Annotated in this window: 15 protein-coding genes; 1 reads left to right on the top strand and 14 read right to left on the bottom strand. The window is 41.9% G+C overall.

Annotated features, from left to right (window positions below):
- Nucleotides 1-71 precede the first annotated feature (71 nt).
- Nucleotides 72-677, top strand: a complete 606-nt coding sequence (locus COW15_RS16750; RefSeq protein WP_293633931.1) for a hypothetical protein — start codon at nucleotides 72-74, stop codon at nucleotides 675-677.
- Nucleotides 678-982: 305 nt separating this feature from the next.
- On the opposite strand, the gene COW15_RS16745 is transcribed toward COW15_RS16750, so the two are convergent.
- From COW15_RS16745 to COW15_RS16680, 14 genes are all read right to left on the bottom strand, one after another.
- Entirely contained in the window at nucleotides 983-1,441 is a 459-nt protein-coding gene (locus tag COW15_RS16745; protein ID WP_293633929.1) for an immunity protein YezG family protein, read from the bottom strand.
- 8 nt (nucleotides 1,442-1,449) lie between these two features.
- Nucleotides 1,450-3,267 (bottom strand): DNA/RNA non-specific endonuclease, encoded by a 1,818-nt coding sequence (locus COW15_RS16740; RefSeq protein WP_293633927.1) that lies wholly within the window; start codon nucleotides 3,265-3,267, stop codon nucleotides 1,450-1,452.
- A gap of 198 nt (nucleotides 3,268-3,465) precedes the next feature.
- Nucleotides 3,466-4,137, bottom strand: coding sequence for a GAD-like domain-containing protein (locus COW15_RS16735; protein WP_293633925.1), 672 nt, complete (start codon nucleotides 4,135-4,137; stop codon nucleotides 3,466-3,468).
- Between the two features lies 1 nt (nucleotide 4,138).
- The gene (locus tag COW15_RS16730) at nucleotides 4,139-8,563 is read right to left on the bottom strand and encodes a polymorphic toxin type 15 domain-containing protein (protein ID WP_293633923.1); all 4,425 of its coding nucleotides are present in this window, start codon (nucleotides 8,561-8,563) and stop codon (nucleotides 4,139-4,141) included.
- Between the two features lie 6 nt (nucleotides 8,564-8,569).
- A complete protein-coding gene (locus tag COW15_RS16725) occupies nucleotides 8,570-9,565 on the bottom strand; it encodes a hypothetical protein (protein ID WP_293633921.1) in 996 nt (331 codons plus the stop codon).
- Nucleotides 9,550-10,599 (bottom strand): hypothetical protein, encoded by a 1,050-nt coding sequence (locus COW15_RS16720; RefSeq protein WP_293633919.1) that lies wholly within the window; start codon nucleotides 10,597-10,599, stop codon nucleotides 9,550-9,552. Before COW15_RS16720 ends, COW15_RS16725 begins: the two co-directional genes overlap by 16 nt.
- A gap of 2 nt (nucleotides 10,600-10,601) precedes the next feature.
- A complete protein-coding gene (locus COW15_RS16715; RefSeq protein ID WP_113940351.1) occupies nucleotides 10,602-10,892 on the bottom strand; it encodes a PAAR domain-containing protein in 291 nt (96 codons plus the stop codon).
- A gap of 37 nt (nucleotides 10,893-10,929) precedes the next feature.
- Nucleotides 10,930-12,744: a type VI secretion system tip protein TssI/VgrG gene (tssI, locus tag COW15_RS16710; protein ID WP_293633915.1), complete on the bottom strand. Its 1,815-nt coding sequence runs from the start codon at nucleotides 12,742-12,744 to the stop codon at nucleotides 10,930-10,932.
- 74 nt (nucleotides 12,745-12,818) lie between these two features.
- Nucleotides 12,819-13,298 (bottom strand): type VI secretion system tube protein Hcp, encoded by a 480-nt coding sequence (locus COW15_RS16705; protein ID WP_293633913.1) that lies wholly within the window; start codon nucleotides 13,296-13,298, stop codon nucleotides 12,819-12,821.
- A gap of 310 nt (nucleotides 13,299-13,608) precedes the next feature.
- Nucleotides 13,609-16,221: a type VI secretion system ATPase TssH gene (gene tssH / locus COW15_RS16700; RefSeq protein WP_293633911.1), complete on the bottom strand. Its 2,613-nt coding sequence runs from the start codon at nucleotides 16,219-16,221 to the stop codon at nucleotides 13,609-13,611.
- A 19-nt stretch (nucleotides 16,222-16,240) separates the two neighbouring features.
- Nucleotides 16,241-17,239, bottom strand: a complete 999-nt coding sequence (gene tssG, locus COW15_RS16695) for a type VI secretion system baseplate subunit TssG (RefSeq protein ID WP_293633909.1) — start codon at nucleotides 17,237-17,239, stop codon at nucleotides 16,241-16,243.
- A complete protein-coding gene (gene tssF, locus COW15_RS16690; RefSeq protein ID WP_293633907.1) occupies nucleotides 17,236-19,065 on the bottom strand; it encodes a type VI secretion system baseplate subunit TssF in 1,830 nt (609 codons plus the stop codon). The genes tssG and tssF overlap by 4 nt, the downstream gene beginning before the upstream one ends.
- Nucleotides 19,065-19,553: a type VI secretion system baseplate subunit TssE gene (tssE, locus tag COW15_RS16685; protein ID WP_293633905.1), complete on the bottom strand. Its 489-nt coding sequence runs from the start codon at nucleotides 19,551-19,553 to the stop codon at nucleotides 19,065-19,067. Before tssE ends, tssF begins: the two co-directional genes overlap by 1 nt.
- Nucleotides 19,554-19,590: 37 nt before the next feature.
- On the bottom strand, nucleotides 19,591-20,388 hold the full coding sequence (locus tag COW15_RS16680; protein ID WP_293633903.1) for a type VI secretion system accessory protein TagJ: 798 nt from the start codon (nucleotides 20,386-20,388) through the stop codon (nucleotides 19,591-19,593).
- Nucleotides 20,389-20,394: the final 6 nt, after the last annotated feature.

The following is a 20,394-nucleotide window of genomic DNA, read 5'->3' as shown; positions in this document are numbered from 1 at the left end:
CAGCTCTCAATCCATTTTGAGGGACGCTTAGAAAACCATATCGATCTGTGAAATTAACCTGACACAGAATTATGAACAGCCTCCCTGAACCGAGTATTCGCTTAATAAGTGGAATGACCTTATACCAACCTTGGCCAGCAAAAACATCATTATTATGGAGTAAACTAAAACAAGAAATATCACGCCAAGTCGGATTTACGGCAGATAAAAAAGTAGCGGCCTATGCACAATTTCTAAGATCATCCGGCCAACCCTATGCATTATCAACCGCATGGACTGAAACGAGCCCATTTACTTCAGATTACAACTACGTGATCGAAATTCCAAATGTACATATCTTTTACTGGGGAGGGACCAAAGATAATCTAGAACAGGGAGAACAAGTCAATATTTCTAATCCAAGCCAAGTCACTAAAGACTTTATCGTGCTGAACGCCTCTATATTAACAGCATCAACAATTTTAGGTTTCGACCATAATACTAACACTAAAGAAATAACCTTCTTTCATGATATGCCTATCAAATTCATCAGTTCATGTAACAACAAAACACCCGCTGATCTTGATATAAAAACAGTACAAGACCTTAGTTTTGAAGAAAAAATAAAATTCTCAAAACAGAAAATTAGCCTAGCCCCAATGCCGAATCTCAGTGACAACGTGCTAATTAGTTCCTGATAAACGGCCACGCCCTCACCCACAGGATTACCGAAACTGGCCCAGCGATAAGCTTCATTTTGACTCGGTTCACTGTGATGACGCTTTTGAATTAATTGGTCTAAGGTATTGTATTTATAATCCACCAGCCCCGTTTGACTGTCATGCAACTGAACTAACTGATGGCGAGCACTGTAACTATAAAGACCAAGGCAGACCAGAGCTTCGACGAGAAAATCAAATATGGGAAATTTCTGAGGAAGTAATGAACCAATTGAAAGTGAGCCATAATTAACTACACTCTATGGCTCCTTCCAAATTTATAGCTATTTTTTCCAATAACGTTGGTAGTCACTCGGCAACCCTTCCCATGACTTGATTTTATCTATGATATCGATATCAAGTTCATCATACTCTTGGCTCTCTATATCCAATAATTTATACCAAGCGAAATCTTCATCGTATTTAAAGTCAATTGAAAAATCCCCATCGGGCGTAAGTTCAAATCTCGCTTTGTTCCATGGTACATCTTGCTCATTTTTCTGCATGATATGATATAAATCATAAAATGCTTCATCACAATCAGAGAAATTTACAATACCACTCTTTCTATCAAGATCGAAAAAATACTCTACCCCTTCTGAAATATATTTAGAATCAATGGAAATTGCTCGATCAATTTTATCCATATTTACATTCAGATACGCTTTATCCCATTTGCCTGGCAAACTGCTGAACATCTCTTGGCCAACATAATTATAAATACTATCAATGTTCTTAAACATCATAGACCTCAATTTTTAAATTTTTTCGGACTCTGCCGAACTCCGTTGATTGTAGAGTTAGCAATAAGCCTTTTAGGTGTTGTACTATCACCCTCATACTCTACCAGTATTTCTACTTCTACTTCTCTATTCCTATCTAAATTTTTGGCCCATTCCTTTTCCATCTGTCGCCACTCACCATGACGATTCTGCTCTTTCAGTTGCGGCACCAAATTAATTTTTTCAGCAGGCCCTTGAAATAAGGTACCAATTAAATGGCCACCATCATACTCTGGATCATCACCACCGTATTCGCTTTGTCTGGAACTACGGTGTTTTTTATCTCGTATTTTTTGATCATCAATACTCGACTTTCTAAGCTTACCTGTCACACGAACAGTACGTCCTTGATCATCGGTTTCATAAGTGTAGGTTGCTGGTTGTCCATCATGAATTGATGTAACCTCATATATCGTATTAGCCTGAGGATTCTCGAGTTCACTTGCCCAACTGCCTCGCCCATAAGGTGTATCAGATGCACTACCTGCGGTAATTGCGATAATGGATTTTGATTTAGGGGCCGATACTATACCAATATCATTTGGCTTCCCTTCACTTAGCCAATCTTCGAAGCTGCCCTCACCACCATTTGCTTTCCACATCCGATATTGTATGTCATCTTGTGGATTAGCTGTACCCCAAGTTTCTCCATCAACCCCGACTGCGTGATAGATAATTTCATCACTGTATTTACTGTACTGAGTTCCATCAGGGGCAGTAATCTCCTCCAGTCCGCCCCTGAGTCCAGGGCTATAAACCAGTGCCGCCAGCCCCGTTAGCGCCACGCCAGCTATAGGAAGCGCACGGGATAAAAGAGATTCGCCAACTGCATAAATAGAGTCATTCGCTGCAGTACCTACTGCAATACGACCCACAGTTGAAGCAACAGGCGTTGCAGGAGTAATAGGAACAGGGAGCGGTCTTGCCAACGCCGCCACACCCGCTAACGCAGCCCCTTCTTTACAGCTCAGCCCCCAGGGATCTATCCAGTTGATATGATTGGGGGCGTATTGGTAATGGTTCAAGCCACCCAATAGTCCAATGGGATCTTGGCTGATAAAACGGCCTGTTTGCGGATCATAGTAGCGGAAGTGGTTGTAGTGTAAGCCACTCTCCTCATCATAATATTGCCCCTGAAACCGCAGCGGATTGGCAATCACATTAACGCTGACTGTCGCTTGGCCCAATGCCGAGTAACTCGCCTGCCACACGAGATTATTGTGTTGATCTAATAACGCGAACGGCGTACCGAGTTGATCCAGCTGATAGTAATACACTTCACCTTGCACAATGAGCGCGAAAAGTCTGTAGCTTTGGCTACTATTCCCTGCCGGTTCGTACAAATACCAAGTGAATCTATCTTGGCAGTGTTCGCCTATCAGCTGATTGCCATCCCACAAGTAATCGATGCGGCCCGCAGCGGTGATTTTTGCGCTGCGGCGCCCTAAGGCATCATATTCATAACGGGTCAGATTTTGGCCATTGTGTAGGCTTATCAGTTGATTAAACCCGTTAAATTCCCGTTGCTGCTGTTGCTTATGCCCTTTAACGCCCAGTTGATTACCGCTGGCATCATATTGATAGTGGGCCTGTGACTCATCTAGCGAACGTTCGGGATAACGCGCTAATCTGTCCTGGCTAACAACCACGCCCTCACCCACAGGATTACCGAAACTGTCCCAGCGATAAGCTTCATGTTGACTCGGTTCAGTGTGATGACGCTTTTGAATTAATTGATCTAAGGTATTGTATTCATAATCCAACTGACCCGTTTGGCTGTCATGCAACTGAACTAACTGATGGCGAGCACTGTAACAATAACTGCGTTCATGCAGCCAAAATTAACTTCTGTGAGTGTGAGGAGAAGTTCACTTGTGCCATAGGGCGCGATGTATTTTATACAGCCATACATTAGACAGCCAAGCCAGCGTTTTGGCTTAAAAAGATTATTGGATATGGAAGTGTCATCTTTTTAAGCCAAATAACTATTTGTCTCGATGTAAAGCGTTTGAGAGGGCAACAATATCTGCCATCACTTGTTTCTCACCCAATTCGGCCAAGAATGCGAGATGTTCCAAAACTTTTACTTTTTGCAGGTTTTCCAACTTAGGCGCCCCACCTAAGGCCAACGCAGGCACAAAAGCATACATCTCATCGGCGTCCAACGGCCCTAATTTGATCATAGCCCTCTCAAATAGAGGTTTGCCTTCGATATCTTCTTCTTCCAGACTATTTTTTGAGGTAGTTGCAAAAAACAAATCTATGGTGCGTTCTGCTCCCCTTTTCTTCAAATCTTCGGTTTTATCCGTTGGAAATATCATCCCATAACAAGGGTTAATATCGAGGCTTGGCCCTGAAGTTTCGCCCCAGACATACAAACGGCCGAAGGCACTGCGACCTATGACATAGTAGTTATCCTTGCCGACAAAGGGGGTGCCCGCCAACCATAAGTCTAAAATTTCGCTGTAATCTGCCGGATTCACCGTCCAAAAAATACCCTCGCCCCAGCCACAGAAACCATATTCCTGCCAATATTCCAACAGTCTGGCCGGTAGCTTATCTTCAAAAGACCGTAAAACGGCCTCGGATGGTAGTTCCGATTTTATCGCTGGGCCAAACCCTGCGAAAGTATAAAAATTATCAAAAAATTTATTCATTTTACTTACACCTATGTAGATCGACATCCATTAAAGTATCTGGTCCGAATTCATCCAAGGCTTTTTGGGCCTCAATATCCATCAGTTCGACTCGTGTGAGCAGCATTTTTTCACCGAGTTCATTGACCCCTTTATTTTTCCATTGAGAACCGATAGATTGATTGACACTGGCATCACCTAGGTCGAACACTATATCTTTACCACCGGCAATCATATCTGGATTATGCAAGGCATTCAGGGTCTTCATATCGCTCAGAGCTAATTCTTGTGCCTTATCCAGAGCTTCTTGGCCTAAATATTCACCTTCATTTACCAGTTTGTCCGTATATTCTTTAATCAACTTCTCTTTGAAATCTTTTCTGGCTTTATCCTGAGCCGCTCCCGTGCCTTTACGACCTATAGCGTTATAGGACTCTCTATTATCCAGATACTCCTTAACCGACATCTTGTTGATGCCATCTTGCTGACCTTTGAGCTGTCTATCGTACTCGATATCCGAGCCTTTGCTATTCTTCTTGAAACAGGCGACCTTATGCTTTTTCATCAGGCTGGCTTTTGCCACGGTCAGCGCTTTATTGCTGGGTACCTCGACATTATCCAACTTCTTAACCACGGGCTCCAGTACCTTATCCGCTACTTTTCCAGGGATCAACGCAACGGCCATAGTAGCAGCGCCGACCAAAGTAGGCCCAGTTTCCAACATAGTAGACAGTTGCTCGATGGAATCTGCGATCCCTTCTACGGCCCACTCTATCGGTAATAATGTTACCGATTGTAATCCAGGTTCTTCTGGTGGAGGACCATAAGCCACTTCTCCTAAACCTTCCTTGCAACTCAGTCCCAACGGATCTATCCAGTTGATATGATTGGGCGCATATCGGTAATGGTTTATGCCCCCTAGCAACCCTATTGGGTCTTGACTGATAAAACGGCCTGTTTCGGGGTCGTAGTAGCGGAAGTGGTTGTAGTGTAAGCCGCTTTCGCTGTCAAAGTACTGCCCTTGAAAACGCAATGGGTTATTTATGTCGTTAATAGTAACAGTGGCCTTACCAAACACACTGTAGTGGGCTTGCCAAACGAGTTGATTAGTAGCGTTAATCAGTCCTATGGGGGTACCCAGTTGGTCTAATTGATAATGATATACTTGTCCGTCTTTCACCATCGCCATCGGTTTATGGCTATTAGGTTCGTAGAGGTACCAAGTAAAGTGATCAAGATAGTGTTCACCGATCAGAACATCACCGTCCCATAAATAGTCAATCCGTCCTTGGGCGGTGATTTTGGCACTGCGACGCCCTAGCGCATCGTATTCGTATTGAAAACATGCGCTACTACTCTCTAGCCAACTCAGTTGATTTAAACCATTAAATTCGCGTTTCTGAGCCATGCGGTTGGCCGATACAGGGGTTGACGCCGCATTAACTGAAGCCTTGGCCGCGCTCACGCTAACTTGATTACCGCTGTCGTCATAACGGAACTGTCGCCCATCGTATTGCAGCAGTCTGTCGCCTTGAACAGCAATACTCTCCCCCTGCGGATTTCCGAAGCTATCCCATTGATGCTGTTCATTCTGGCGGGGATCTTGTAAGTGCAGTTTACTCACAAGCTGATCTAACGAGTCATACTGATATTGCCACTGACCGCAGAATGTATCGCTCACACTAATACACTGATGTTGCAAGCTATAATGATAACTACGCTCATGTAAGCGGCTATTCGAGTCCTCTTGAGCAGATGTTAACCCTTGCCACTGTTGAGCGCAGAGGCGACCAAATACATCGTATTGTTGGCTGAGTAATATACCGCTGTGATATTCGCGTTCAGTTTCACGGCTTGCGCTATCGAACTGACGCTGCAATAACGGTTGTTGATTAAACCCTACATAGGCAGCGTGGCCTTGCTCGTTGTAACGTAAGGTGATTTGGCTACCATCAGGCAACAATGTCGCGATTTTACGCCCAAAATTGTCATATTCGTGTTCAATATGCCAATTGTCTTGCCAGTGTGATTTTAACGCTTTGTTATTACCAAAATGACTACTCGCATAGCCAAAACGCAATTTACGTTGAGCATTATTTGCCCGTAATAACCGGCCTAACTTGTCGTAGTGAAAATGTTGCTCACTGACATTTCGTCCGGTAGAAGTCTCTTTGTGCGCTTTTTGCTGGATAATACGACCTAAGGTATCGCGCTCTAGAATGACGTGACCTTGCTTACCCTCTTGAATTTTATGGATCCTACCATTAACGTCATACTCAATTTGCTGTGATCGACCATCAAAACCTTGTATTTGTATCGGCCTTTCTTGGCCATCGTAATCAATTTGATAGCAGGCATCGTCACTGCGTTGAATCGCGGTAAGGTTACGTTCACTATCGTACTGGTAGGCAAAGTGACTACCATCAGCTTGCCAATAATGGCTAGCTTGGCTTAGTCCGGCATAACCGAGACGTTGCTCGTGTCCTAGAGAATTACGCTGGCAAATCAATCGTCCCGCATCATCATATTGATAATGAAGCTCAATTACGTCGTGCTCTGGTATCTGACCATTTGCCATAAATGGGTATTGGCGTTGACAAATCACTTGCCCAGCACTATTACGTTGCCATTCAGTGACGAGTCCGGCAGCATCCACTATGCCATTCACTAACCCCAATTCATCGTAACTATAGCGAGTTAGCCCTTGTGGCGATTGCTGAGCGAGTAGTTGACCTTCCTTGTCCCACGCCAATTTAGTTTGTTGACCGCAGGCATCAGTAATGCTCACAAGCTGTGATAAGTTATTGTATTCATAACGTACTGATGCACCATTAGGGCCGGTCTCTGCTCGGAGCAATCCCGCCGATGAAAACTCACGGCGCCACTCCTGACCTTCTGCATCAATCACGCCGCTACGCTGCCCTAGAGCATTATATTGAAACTGGGTAATGCCCTCGTCGGCGGCTATCACTCGGCTTAACTGGCCGCGTCGGTTATATTCAAATGTGGTCACAGCCCCTGAAGGTTGAATTTCAGCAGTTTTCTTACCCTGTGCATTCCATTGGTATTGCCAAGTTGCGCCATCTGGAGCGATCTTTTTGATTAATCGATTTTGTGCATCATGGTAATAATGCCAAACTTGACCTCGACTATCTGTGCTAACGGCCAGCCGCTCTGCTTCATGGTACTCAAAGTGATAATCGTAACAACCATCATCCCCCCAGTTACGGCGACAACGGGCTAACGGTCCTGCACCATACCAAGTGAAATAATGCTTAAAGCCGCTCGCACGCTCACGTTCAACGAGCAAGTGTCCATTATACTGATATTGCTCAGTTTGCTGCGTTCTATTTGTTGCAGTTCTGAGATCGTTTGCCTCATCATATTCATAGATAGCCAGTAAGATCCCTAAGCGTTGTAAGCCTTGATCTGTATGCCTAACCGCTTCAATACGACTGATATTACCATTGGCGTGATAGGTTAATTCAATACCCCGCTTAGCGGTATAATCGATACGACTAAGTCTCTGATATCTATCATAGAAAAGTTGCAGAGTATGCCCAAGCTGATTAATCACTTGATGTAATACCCAGCATTGCGGCTTTTCATTGCACGGAACAAATACCCAATGAGTATCATCAGACTTGACTAGCACTAAGCTGCCATTTGATTCGTGTCGTAGAGCGAGCCCTTCGGCAAGCTGATAGGTAATTTTCCCTCGAGGAACAAAGGCAAATGGTAAGCGTCGACCTTCTTCGTCGACAAACCAAAATTGAGAATTGGCCTCGTCATCAATAATAAGATCAATATGCTGATGAAAATTACTCCGCCAACCAAAACCTAACCCTTGATTCTGTGCACTTTGGCTTGAACGATAGGTGCGAGTCCAGATTAATGGCATAGCACCTTCTAAGCTAAAATCAGTTAACGCAAGAATTTCCTCACCACTACACATAGCCACTGGATCGCCACAGGTGACTTTATCTTTATTGGGGGGTTCCGTTTGACCTGCTGCATTTTGGCCCTGTTGATCATTTTGGCCATGCTCGGACGGACTTTGCGTCGGCTCAGCTCGCCCTCCAGGATTGGACGCTTTCGCTGTAGGAGCGGAACTAGACGAAGCCGGTGCCGAAGGAACCTCTACTGGCTTCGCCGGTAAAATTGCGGCAAATAGCTGTTGTTCCACTAACGCTTTTGCAAGCGTTTGTCTTAACGCCCCTGCACGAGCTTGGCTCCACGTTGTTGTAAAAGAGGCTGACTGATTAAACCAAGCATACACAGACACAATCGTATCGCCAGGTAAGTCCGATACGGAAAACATCGATTGCAAAAAGGCAATAGCACTCTGCTCATCACTAAAGGCCAGAGAGGTTCGCGTGGGCTTTGTCGTGCTGAATAGAATTAAGTCGCCTGAGCGCGCTTTTAAAGATAACGACTTGGCTTGCATGCTAGTTTAACTTCCTTGCTGTAATAACGAACCATTCCAGGTCCGCCAACTAAATAATCCTGCTGCTCGAAATGCCTTGGCAGAAATCTCACACTGTAAGATATTCCCCGATAACAAGCCGTTTTTAAATCCTTCAAATATATGTAAAAAGCGATATAAACCACCTGCGGCACCAATTTCCCCTGTATGATAGGCGGGGAATAACAGCTGCGTATGTTGACTTATTTTGGCCGACAGTAATGGATATGCATCTAACCACTGCTGTGTGAGCGTTTCATCGCCATTATCAGGAAAGTAAATCGCCTGAAGTGAATCACTAGACTCCGCACTGACCTGAGTAAATAAAGACGTTAACGCCTGTTTCGGTGTACCTTCTACATCAGCATCCATAGCCGAAAAATTAACGACTACACCCACCTCAGACTGACCTAAACATAATCCCACGATCCCTTCGGATGGGCATAAACCCATGTGTTGGGCAGTGAGTAAGCGCTGCTGCTGTGCAAGCTGCAACAAAAGCTGTTTTTCTGCCAAACTATCCATGGCAATAATCCAAACCTGCTCTACTGCATCTACCGATAACAAACGGGATGCTTCAGCTAATGCTATTAGATTGCCACTACTGCCATATGGGAAAATACGGCTTAAGCTATGCGTCAATAAATGGGGATACACCACAGCTATCTGAGCGAATAACGCGTGTAACAAATGATCTTGACCATTAAAAAGCTCTGGTAAAACGAGTAGTACACATTCATCCTCGGGACACTGCAATTGCTCGGAAAACAAACAGTCAAATAACGCCATGAACTGTTCAATCGATAACTGACCTGAAGTATTGAATGTTAAAGACGATATGAAGTTAACTAATATCCCTTGATCCTCACCAAGAGACAACGCTTGCGGCTCAGGTGAGATCATATCTAGCATCATGCCATCGATGCTATTTTTAGCTCTACCAATAACAAGTCCAGATTGCAAAATGGTTATTGGAGATGCCATATCCCCCCCAATAAGCGACAAGGTCTGGCTAAGGGAGTCTGCGGGAAGTGTACTTTAGCGCGATAGGCTGCAGCCTGGCGCTGTCCCTGACACTCTAACTGCCAAAACGTTTTTAACTCTGTAGTGTCAATAACTTGCAGTTTAGTTAACGGAGGATACTTATTAACCACTAGCTCGAGGCTCGTTTCATCAATGAGCTCTAATTGCGAAAGTAATACCTCTGCCTCAACAGTACCGACTAAGGTATAAAGCACATCCATTGCGACATTTTCAGTCTCTTGCTCTTTTGTTAAGGCTAAAACCATAGGGATAAACTTGGACAAGCCACTAAAGCCGATAGCCTTAAAACTGGCAGATCTATCATTTGCTTCTGAGCAAATAAGGTTTAACAAACGGATCTTTAATGGCTCCGGCGCGCCACAAATCAATACAAAAAGATAATCCCAGTGACTTATTTCATTCTCTATTGCACAAGAAAGCAGTTCGAGTTCATCTGTGCGGTCACCTAGCATATATAATGCAAGTTTTATCTCTACACTCAATCTTGGCTCGGCATTCCGGATTGCGGAGTTCAGTGCCGCTTTTTCGGACATACATCCCATACTCGCGAGATACCATAGCATTGCAGAGGAAATATGTTGCTCGAGCAATTTGTCAGTATTGGGGATAGGGATATGCAGATAGCTTGCAAGAAGCCAATTGGCATACTCAGCATTGTCTTTCTGAGCAGACACAGCAATAGCCGCATAATCCATATTATGCAATGCCATTTTTAGCTCAGTTAGCCATAGAGCATGGGGAGGATTAACCTCAAATGCTGAATCAAATGGAATTGGTGAACAATCTAAAACCCAATCAAGCCACCGATGCTCTGTCACGTGAACCTTGCGTCTAAGCAATTCGTTTAATCCACGCATCAATTTTTGGTCATGCATCATAAGTAGCTGTCGATTGGTATAACGGCTGTGAACTAAGACATGTCTTTGTTCGAGGAGAGATGCGGTGATCTCGATCAATGACTTATCGGTTAGCATGATTAACCACCAATAAGCACCGTTGGAACACCGACCACAATTTTACCACCATGCGCGGTATCATCACCCAGACGGGCGGCATTTTTGCCATTAATAAAAACGGTAGATGAACCACCACTAATCGTGTCAGGTGGGCCGATACAAACCAATTTATCGCCCTTGCGAGCGGCAGGAAGACCACAGATGGAAACATTTGGCGAGCCTTGAACAACGGGACCACCAACATGGGGAACCTGTCCCGTAAACTTAGGGCAAATATGCATTGAGCCAATCACAGAGGCAGGTTTACCCATTTTATCTTTCTTCCTTGAATATCAATCAAATAATTAACTAGTTGATACTAACTTTACTGCCTTTAATCGTAATATTGGTGCCTTTAATGCTAATAGAACCATCACTTTTCATTGAAATTGAAGCCGAACCCGTTTTGATAGTAATAGCGTCACCGGCATCGATAACAAGTTTCTTGCCCACTTTTAACGTATCGCTACCATCAATAGTGCTTTTACGATCCTTATTAACAGTGTGCGTATCATTACCTTTAATGACAGATTTTCGATCATTATCAACACTGTCTGACTGATCATTCTCTACATGCAATGTAAAGTTTTTCTCTGCATGCAGATAGACTAGTTCATTTCCTTTTTTATCGTCAAAAGTCAATTCATTGAAATTAGCCGCACTCCCTTTCTCGCTTGAACGCGTACGGATACCACTTTGAGTTTTTCCGTCTGGCAAGTTATATGGCGGCATGTGATCCGAGTTATAAACTGAACCGATAATAATCGGTTGATCGGGATCACCATTTAAAAACTCAACAAGTACTTCTTGATCTCGACGGGGCAGAAAATTGCTTCCCCAATTCTTACCTGCCCAACTTTGGCTTACCCTAATTGGACAAGAACTTTCATGATCTTTAATTGCACTTCGATCCCAGTGAAATTTAACTGTGACGCGCCCTAAAGCATCTACCGAAATTTCCTCCCCCCCTTTGCAAGTCACAGTTGCGGTTTGAACACCCGAGATCATCGGCTTGGCAGTGATAGGACGAGGACGATATGGAACACTTTTAGGCACACACATAAAAGTATTGGTAATTTGTTGACGTGAGTTTTGACTCGCACCAGTCTGATTGACAATTGCACAAGTTAAGACGACCTGGGTTATCGCGTATTGCTTACCGACTTCAGACTTATCTTCATGTTCGCTAAAAGCAAAAGTTTGACCCGCTGTAAAAGTTCGACAATTACTTGAACCTTTGCGTAATTGAATGTCACGTTGCAAGGCTTCTAATCTCGATGCAGCGACAGCCTTCCCCCTTGGATGAGTGTCAGATTCAGCGTCATATGCAAACACTTCATAATCGGTATGCTTAGGTAATAGCCCACCTTTATCATGTGTTCCAGTGGGTAATTCTTTGGGTTTTAATAAATTATATCCACGTTGAACAAATTTACCTGGCGCCATATTAATAGCAGAATGCCATTGGTTAATATGAGCTTCAGCAATACTACCTGTATTAAATTTGACTTTATTTTCAACACAAGGCTCATAAGCTGTTGCTTTATCTGCCAAAACTAAAGTATGTTGCGAAGCTGTATGCGTAAAATAATAAAAAATACCTTCTTGCTCAAGCAAGCGGTTTATAAAAAGCAAATCAGACTCTTCATATTGGACTTTAAATTCATAATCTGGATAAGATGAAGAAATCTTAGAGGCTATATCAACCTTAACACCGTGCTCTGCAGCGACTTCATTTACAATTTTAAGAACGTTTTTCTTTTTAAAAATACGACTATTTACCCGATGTTGCATAAACCATGCAGCAGGAACAATAGTTAAAACATAATCTTTATGCACTTTATCGTCGGCTTCTTTCGCGACTCTTAGCCCTAACGATGTGACGTCAGAAACCATACCGTGAATAAAACGATTCTTTCCATCACCTAATTTCAACGTTATGGTCACTTCTTTACCAATTAACGCCTGTGAATCAATATCCTCACCATTAGTATAAACTTGCGCCTTCACATTAAAAAGTTCCGATATTGCCTCTTCAAACACAAAACGAGTCAAATAAAGTTTATCTTTCCCTAACGGAGTATCAATTTTGATACTGTTCTCATCCTGAGTCGCCAACTGCATATCGAAGCCTTAATGGTAGAAACAAAATAATAAAAAACTGATGCGGCAAAACCGCATCAGTTTGACCATTAGTCTTATAACTTTTGGCCTTTAACGCCACTGTAACCATAAACTTGTGGTGCAGATACGTTATTTTTGTCATCTGTAGGTACAACTGTCATCATTAGCTCTGTATAACTAATAACAATTGTCTCTACAGGACGATCACCAGAAACTGACATGTGGTAGCTACTTACCATTGCATCAGTTAGTTCAATTTTCATGATTTCTTCAATTTTATCACCTTGTTTAGTGATATGAAAAATCGCCTTTTTACCTTTACCAATAGTCGCTTCCTTGAATAAATCAGGAGAAGCTTTATCTTGTAACTTAGTAATGACAACATCGCTCAAACGAGTTGAACTAGCTTCACGATCCATAGCAGTACCAGTATGAGAAGAGATTTCACGTTGTGAGCCCCAATCCATAGATAGAACAGTAATCATGTCTTTAAAAGCTTCTGCAGTTGCTTCGCCTTTAATCCCTTCGTAGTCCAAATATGTGTTAGCTTGCATTCTATATTCCTTTTACTAATTAACGGCTGTCCTTAATTGGACGTTCATATGCTCAGGTATTAATGACCCTGGTACACAAAAATACAAAGAATAAAGGAAAGCCAAATACATTAAGCATCCCTTGATTATTAGATATATTTTTGTCGGTGTGCATTATACTACCAAAAGCGCTTCCCTCAATACTTGATAACTCACTCAAACATAGACCATATCAGTAACATATCAAGCAAATCAAAACCTTACCATAACCAACCCAAAAAAATAGTGATCAATTTTTTCAAATTAATACTTTTGGACTAATACGATATTTTTATAAAATATCATATTTGAACTCATTACCATCAACCATAAGTCTGATATTTGAAAGGAACTTGCTGTCTGCAACAAATTGTAAAATCTTGACTGACATCTCTGGCAATATTCTATTCTGAATAACGTTATGTATGGTTCTTGCACCACTATCAGCATCTTGACACTGCGAGACAATATAATTAACAACATCTTCATCGTAATTGAATTCAACTTTGTAATTACTCAACAACCTCCGACTAACACGTTTAAGTTGTAAACAAATAATCTGCTTAAGTTGTTCATCTGCCAATGGCAAATAGGGAATAACATTTATCCGACCTAAAAATGCAGGTTTAAATACTTGTAGAAGATCAGGTTTAAGTGCTTTAGCAAGTCCATTTGTCGAGGGAGATGTTGATTCATCCTCAAATAAACGCATAGTCGTATCAGTACCAACATTTGAAGTTATAATGATTATTGTATTCTTAAAATCAATATCTCTACCTTCCCCGTCCTTTATTGTTCCTTTATCAAAAACCTGATAAAAAATATCTTGAACACCGGGATGAGCCTTTTCCATTTCATCGAGTAGAATCACGCTATAAGGCTTACGGCGCACAGCCTCGGTTAACACACCACCTTCACCGTATCCAACATAGCCCGGCGGAGAACCGAGTAATAAGGATACTTTATGTTCTTCCTTAAACTCCGACATATTGATAATAGTGATACTATCTTCACTACCATATACTTGCTCTGCAACAGCAAGAGCGGTTTCAGTTTTACCTACACCACTTGGACCTGTGAGTAAGAAGATACCATTCGGTTTATTTTCGTCAGCAAGTTGTGCGCGTGATGTTTGAACCGTGCGGGCGATTAGCTCTAAGGCGTGCTCTTGACCAACAACCCTCTCTTCTAGAATAGACTTTAATGCCAGAATTGTTTTTATTTCATCAGCCTGCATTTTTCCTAAAGGAATACCAGTCCAATCAGAGACAACCTCAGCGACTAAATTCTCTGTAACCTGCCAATGAACCATTGGATTTTGAATGGCTGATAACAATGCCTTTATTTCATTCAGTCGATGAAGTGATGCACTATTATCTTCTCCATTCTCCGTATGCAGTAATGTCGCGAGTTCTCTTGCCTCTAAGACTAAACTTTTTTCGTATGTCCACTGTTGCTGAACTTGTTCAAGCTTATTATTTGCATCGAGAAGTTGATGAGTAAGCAAATCAATAGCAACAAAGTGGTCCGCACCTAACCTTAGTTCGCGTTGTAATAGTGCTATTTCTGCTTCGAGCTGCTGTACACGGCGCTGCTGATCTTCAAGCTGACCAGGAATCGCATCTTGACTCATTGATACTCTTGAGCATGCGGTATCAAGTAAACCAACAGCCTTATCCGGTAACTGTCGACCATTAATATAACGGTCTGATAAATGAACCGCTGCCTGCAGTGCTTTATCAGCAATATTAACACCATGATGCGTTTCCATAACAGGCAAGATCCCTCGCAACATAACGATTGCGAGTTCAGGCTTTGGCTCTTCGACTTTTACAACTTGGAAACGACGGGTTAGCGCCGCATCTTTTTCAAAATATTTTTTATATTCGGCCCAAGTTGTCGCGGCAATGGTACGCAATTCACCGCGAGCTAGTGCAGGCTTTAATAGATTAGCCGCATCATTCTGTCCAGCTTGGCCACCGCTGCCTATCATTGTATGCGCTTCATCGATAAACAATATTATAGGTTGAGCACTCTGGCGAACTTCCTTGATCACATTTTTCAAGCGGTTTTCAAACTCCCCTTTCATGCCTGCACCCGCCTGTAATAGCGCAAGATCAAGGACACGCAGAGAAACATTCTTTAGACGATCAGGAACATCGCCTGCTGCTATTTTAAGCGCTAAGCCCTCGACAACAGCTGTTTTCCCAACACCCGCCTCACCCGTTAAAATGGGATTATTTTGACGACGACGGGATAAAATATCGATCATCTGTCGAATCTCAAAATCACGTCCAATTATGGGATCTATTTTTCCGGTCCTAGCCTGTTTTGTTAGATCTACAGTAAACTGATCTAATGACGGTGTTTTACCTGCTGAAGTCGGTGTATCAGTAGTATTATTTGTACTGTTTTTTTCAGCTTGTTGTTCAAGTGAATGTTGAGCCAGACTTGGCCAGACTCTTAGTATTTCAGCAGCATCAATTTTGTCGAGTTCAGTAACACGCCTACTAATTGGCGCGAGTAAAGTTTCATCCTTCAACAATGAATAGAGTAAATATGCGGCCCGAATGCGCTCATCATTAAAATCAATACTCGTATTCAACCATGTTGCTTTTAACAAGTTAACAACTTGCACAGAAATAGCCGGTAAAGAATTGTTACCTGTCTTAAAGTTTTCTAATGCTTGTTGTAATTGATACTTCACCCTATCAACATCAATAGAGAATGCATTCAACAGAAGCCTGATATCTGAATCCTTCTGTTCCAAAATGGCATCCAGCCAATGCTCAATTTCAACACTATAGTGACTACGAGACTGACATTTTGCCGTCGCAGCCTCAAGTGCCATTTTTGATGATGGACTAAGCTTTTCAACAAGGCTCTTTAATGGGGTGTTTGACATAATAGCTTCCTTTGCTTATTTAACTACGCGCTAATTTAAAACCAACTCTGTTAGCTTCTTCCAACTTATGATTTCGAATACTTAATCTTCCAACCTGTCCCAACTGATTACTTCCCGCCCCTAACCGAACGGCAGGAAAATCAACATAGCGTCCGATTAAAGTGACCCTAGCTTTAACTTGAGGTGTTAAATACTCCTTAACTAGTTTTTGCACTAATAAATTAAGAGATTGATTGGGTAGTAATTTTCTTAATACTTCAGAGGTCGCCTTAATATTAATGTCAATAATGGAGCTTACATCCCATACTTTCTGCCCTAACATCATGCTCTTCCCTAGCTCAGCATTGACACCTTCAGGTTTTACTCCAGATGCTAGATAGCTACATTCTGACGCATTTAACGAAATCCAATGCCCTTGCAATGATTTTATTTCAATCTCTGCACCAAGAAATTCTGCCAGTATTTGTTTTAAAAATTTTGCTCCTCTATTTTTAGTAACAAATGCACCTGCGTAATATGAGTTTAGATTTGAAGCAGAGCCTACGAGTTTTAACACGACCTGACTAAATGGGTCTTGTGAAAACTGTTGACTGCCATAGTGACAAGCAAACTGATGTTTTTCCCAAGCCCTATAATAAAGTGATATAAGTCTATGATTAAAAATATCGAAAAAATCTCGCATCGTACGATCTTTTAATTTCAACCTTTGCAACATTAATTCTGAATAATGCTGTGGCATAACGCCAGAAGGGCCAGTCAACCCCATAAAGCTTACGTGAATATTAAATGCTTGCTTATCTGCGAAGCCATAGTCTTTGCTTTCCACCTTGCTGATTGCTTGCCCTGGAAAACCTAAATGCTGAACAGATTTAAATCTAATTAACTCCTGTTCAGGAAAAGCATCTCGCCCGACACTATGCCAGTGGAGTTCTTGAGATGATAACTGCTTTTGCAAGAAGTATACTGCTTGATAAAAGTCAAAACTCTCGGGAGAGTCTTTCCAATCTCTAATACTCATAGCAACACCTGAGTACCGACTCTAGCCGGCCATGTATGATAAACCTGAGCCTGATCACGCAATTTAATTGAGAGTCGAGTGTAAGAATTTATCGCAGCAAACTGCGAAAAGAAAATATCTAAAATACCGGCAAAAAAATACACTCCCGTTCCTGCATAGGATGATTGGCTAAACTCAATAAGAATATCTGAGCCTGCACAAACCGCGACTCTTCCTTGCTGGTTAACTCTTGCCGTTCCATTGCTAATGGTTACTGCGGTTATTCCATCGATCAACGCTCTGGACTCTGGCGCTCCCCGAAAATCATATAACTTTAATGTTTCTTGTAACTGAGACAATGCATTTTCGCCACTGAAACTCATGAGTGTAAGGTGATTTACAAGCTGCCAGCGGGTGTTCTCTTTCAATGCGGGTCTAACTGGTGAGGTCGGAGCAATTAAACAACGGACATCTTTAATAATGTCTACATGACTACGAATACTAAAATGAGGCTCCCCCCCTCCAAAAGGTAAATAAGAGGGCAAATTTCTATTGCTGCATAGTGCATTAACTTGAATGACCCAGTCTTGTTCTGTACCATCAATTGTCATACCTTTAAACTGACAGTCAATGATTGACAGATAAACTTCAGTTCCAGCCTCTGAATAACCACCGGCCCAATTCACAAATTCACGTCGACTATGCCAAAACATATTCTGCTGTTGGGAGAATGCGGGATGCCCTTGACTATAGTAAGGATTCAGAACCATTTCATTTCCAAAAGGATCATAAGCCCGAATATCCTGTATTGATATAATTTCACACACATCAGCATCTAAATAGCTTGCTGCAAGACGATATTCATACTGCGAAGACACTAACTTGATAGGCTCTAGCTTCTGCTGAAACAAGTTAATTACAGGAGTGCAGCCAAGCAAAAAACTATCGGCATTGATATGGCGTTCTAATTCAGCAGCGCCTTCAGAAAGATAAAAATATAGATTAAATTCATCTTTAATCCCATGCCAATTGGGGTCTAAATCAACTAGATCTATAAATAGAAATTTTTCAGGACATAAAAACTGCTCAATAAGCAATCGATAGCCTGAAAAACTTTTTTGACTGTATGGCACTACACTCTCATCGTCACCAAATCCTACTTGTTGTATATGCCGAGGTTGTAAATAACGAATACTTTCTTCATCAGAAGCAGAGATCCCAATACTGATAACTTTACGGTGTAAAAGCTCATAGAGCGGATACACATGATGACGTTGTCCATTCAAATAAAATCGCAGACGTGTCAAACCAAGCTCATGCATTTCCGTCGTATCAAATTCACAAGTAAGTGTAAGCTTAACAAGCGCCTTAATAGGCTGTTTTAAGTTCGGTGTTGGAGCATTAAACGGAGCATTTTTAAACTCTGCTTTTGTTACCTCTAAAGGAAGCACTTCCGTATCATAGCAAGATTGAAATAAACAGTTTTTAAGCCCTTCAGTTTTAGTTTCAAACTCAGTACCCCGAGCAACTAGAACTCCGGAAGTAGAAAGATTCTGGCTCGTCAACTTAAGAATTGAAAACGCAGGAATGGGTGCTTGATAATCTGGATATAGCTGACCCAATAATGCATCTGTTACTTCAGGAAAACTATCATCTAGTTTCTGCCTAATTTGAGCAGTGAGTAACGAAAAGCCTTCTATCAATCGTGACACATGCGGGTCTTCTACATTCTCTTCCGATATACGTAAACGGCCTGCAATTTTGGGATATTGCTCAGCAAACTCTGCACCCATGCGACGAATGAAAGTAAGCTCACGATTATAATACTTCAGGAGTTCATCATTCATTATTGATAATCCTTTATCGTTAATCCCAAGTGAACGGGTTCTATCTCTGAATCAAACATAATATGCTCAGGTTCAGGATCTGCATATAGTAACGCTTGGATTCTTAGCTTTAGCACGCGATCTATAACCTCTTCATTTTCGAGCAATGTCACTTCTACATCAATAAACCGCGGCTCAAAACGCCTTATCGTTTGTTCAACAGCTCGGCATAGCTTTTCACGGCCTTGATCGGTATCAACAACCATCACTGAAAAGTCAGGTAGACCATAGTTCAATAAGCTTTGATTTAATTCTTGATAGCAATCAGGCCAAACATGCCACTGAACTCGGCTGTTGAGCAGATTTTCAAGATCACGTTTAACATTTGACCGCAAAGCGCGTAAATCAAAGTTACGCCGTGAACGAAGATCATCACTTTGCCCGGGAGCGTCGTCGATCAGCCGATCAATAAGTGACATTTGTAAAGATTGCTTATTATTAATTTTCAATTAATTGATCTCAAGATATCGCATTAAAAGAAACTGATTAAGCTGAGCAAGATGTCATCTTTTCAAAACTACTTATCGCCGTAATTGGGAGCACTTCATCACCAACCAACCACATTTTAAGACCTGTCCCTGTGGCAACAAACTCCCCTTTTTGCAACCAATCAGTATCTTTCCCTAAGCGAGAAGATTCATCCTCACTTGAAACATACGTTAACGGAAGAAATGCTTCGCCGCTGGGACCATTTTCAATTGAAATGTCAATGCGTCGCCAAACACTATCGATAATTGATTCAGTCTTATGTACAGTTAAATGCTCAATTTCAGAAAACTTGGCTAAGTAAAACTTTCCATCAGTACCATATATTTCGACGTAACCCGCTAAAACATCATCTAGATCTCTAATATCATCAATAGAGCTGTTATTGACACTTGCTAACACTTTCTCTCGATCATTTTCGATTTCGAAAACTAACGATGTCGCAGCATCTATATCGTTCTCAAGCATCGCTAAGTTAACACGTATTGTTTTCTCAAAAATATCATCCGATTCCCGAAAGAGATTCGCAGTCATTCCACCACGATAAAAATCTATTCGTGCTTGATCTGCGCGGATCAGTTGCCTTAAATTTACTGCCCCCAATAGAAAGTCAGGATGTTGTCGAATAATCATGTCTAATTGATTATCAGCTGACTCTAAATCTCCATTGATACATAGCAACTCTACATAGATAGCACGTAGCTGAGCATTGATGGGATCCTCTCTTAGCGCCGCCTTGCAGTATTCGCAAGCCAAATTTAGCTTTCCTTGCTTAATTAAATCATTTAACTTTTTCATGTTATT

This window comes from Shewanella sp. CG12_big_fil_rev_8_21_14_0_65_47_15, from assembly GCF_002783505.1.
In the GTDB taxonomy this organism is placed as follows: domain Bacteria; phylum Pseudomonadota; class Gammaproteobacteria; order Enterobacterales; family Shewanellaceae; genus Shewanella.
This window is presented reverse-complemented; position numbering and strand designations above follow the sequence as displayed.

What these genes read in the sequence shown, in the direction of transcription:
- COW15_RS16750 (WP_293633931.1), top strand. Translation starts at nt 72, where the DNA reads ATGAACAGCCTCCCTGAACCGAGTATTCGCTTAATAAGTGGAATGACC.
- COW15_RS16745 (WP_293633929.1), bottom strand. Translation starts at nt 1,441, where the DNA reads ATGTTTAAGAACATTGATAGTATTTATAATTATGTTGGCCAAGAGATG.
- COW15_RS16735 (WP_293633925.1), bottom strand. Translation starts at nt 4,137, where the DNA reads ATGAATAAATTTTTTGATAATTTTTATACTTTCGCAGGGTTTGGCCCA.
- COW15_RS16730 (WP_293633923.1), bottom strand. Translation starts at nt 8,563, where the DNA reads ATGCAAGCCAAGTCGTTATCTTTAAAAGCGCGCTCAGGCGACTTAATT.
- COW15_RS16725 (WP_293633921.1), bottom strand. Translation starts at nt 9,565, where the DNA reads ATGGCATCTCCAATAACCATTTTGCAATCTGGACTTGTTATTGGTAGA.
- COW15_RS16720 (WP_293633919.1), bottom strand. Translation starts at nt 10,599, where the DNA reads ATGCTAACCGATAAGTCATTGATCGAGATCACCGCATCTCTCCTCGAA.
- COW15_RS16715 (WP_113940351.1), bottom strand. Translation starts at nt 10,892, where the DNA reads ATGGGTAAACCTGCCTCTGTGATTGGCTCAATGCATATTTGCCCTAAG.
- tssI (WP_293633915.1), bottom strand. Translation starts at nt 12,744, where the DNA reads ATGCAGTTGGCGACTCAGGATGAGAACAGTATCAAAATTGATACTCCG.
- COW15_RS16705 (WP_293633913.1), bottom strand. Translation starts at nt 13,298, where the DNA reads ATGCAAGCTAACACATATTTGGACTACGAAGGGATTAAAGGCGAAGCA.
- tssH (WP_293633911.1), bottom strand. Translation starts at nt 16,221, where the DNA reads ATGTCAAACACCCCATTAAAGAGCCTTGTTGAAAAGCTTAGTCCATCA.
- tssG (WP_293633909.1), bottom strand. Translation starts at nt 17,239, where the DNA reads ATGAGTATTAGAGATTGGAAAGACTCTCCCGAGAGTTTTGACTTTTAT.
- tssF (WP_293633907.1), bottom strand. Translation starts at nt 19,065, where the DNA reads ATGAATGATGAACTCCTGAAGTATTATAATCGTGAGCTTACTTTCATT.
- COW15_RS16680 (WP_293633903.1), bottom strand. Translation starts at nt 20,388, where the DNA reads ATGAAAAAGTTAAATGATTTAATTAAGCAAGGAAAGCTAAATTTGGCT.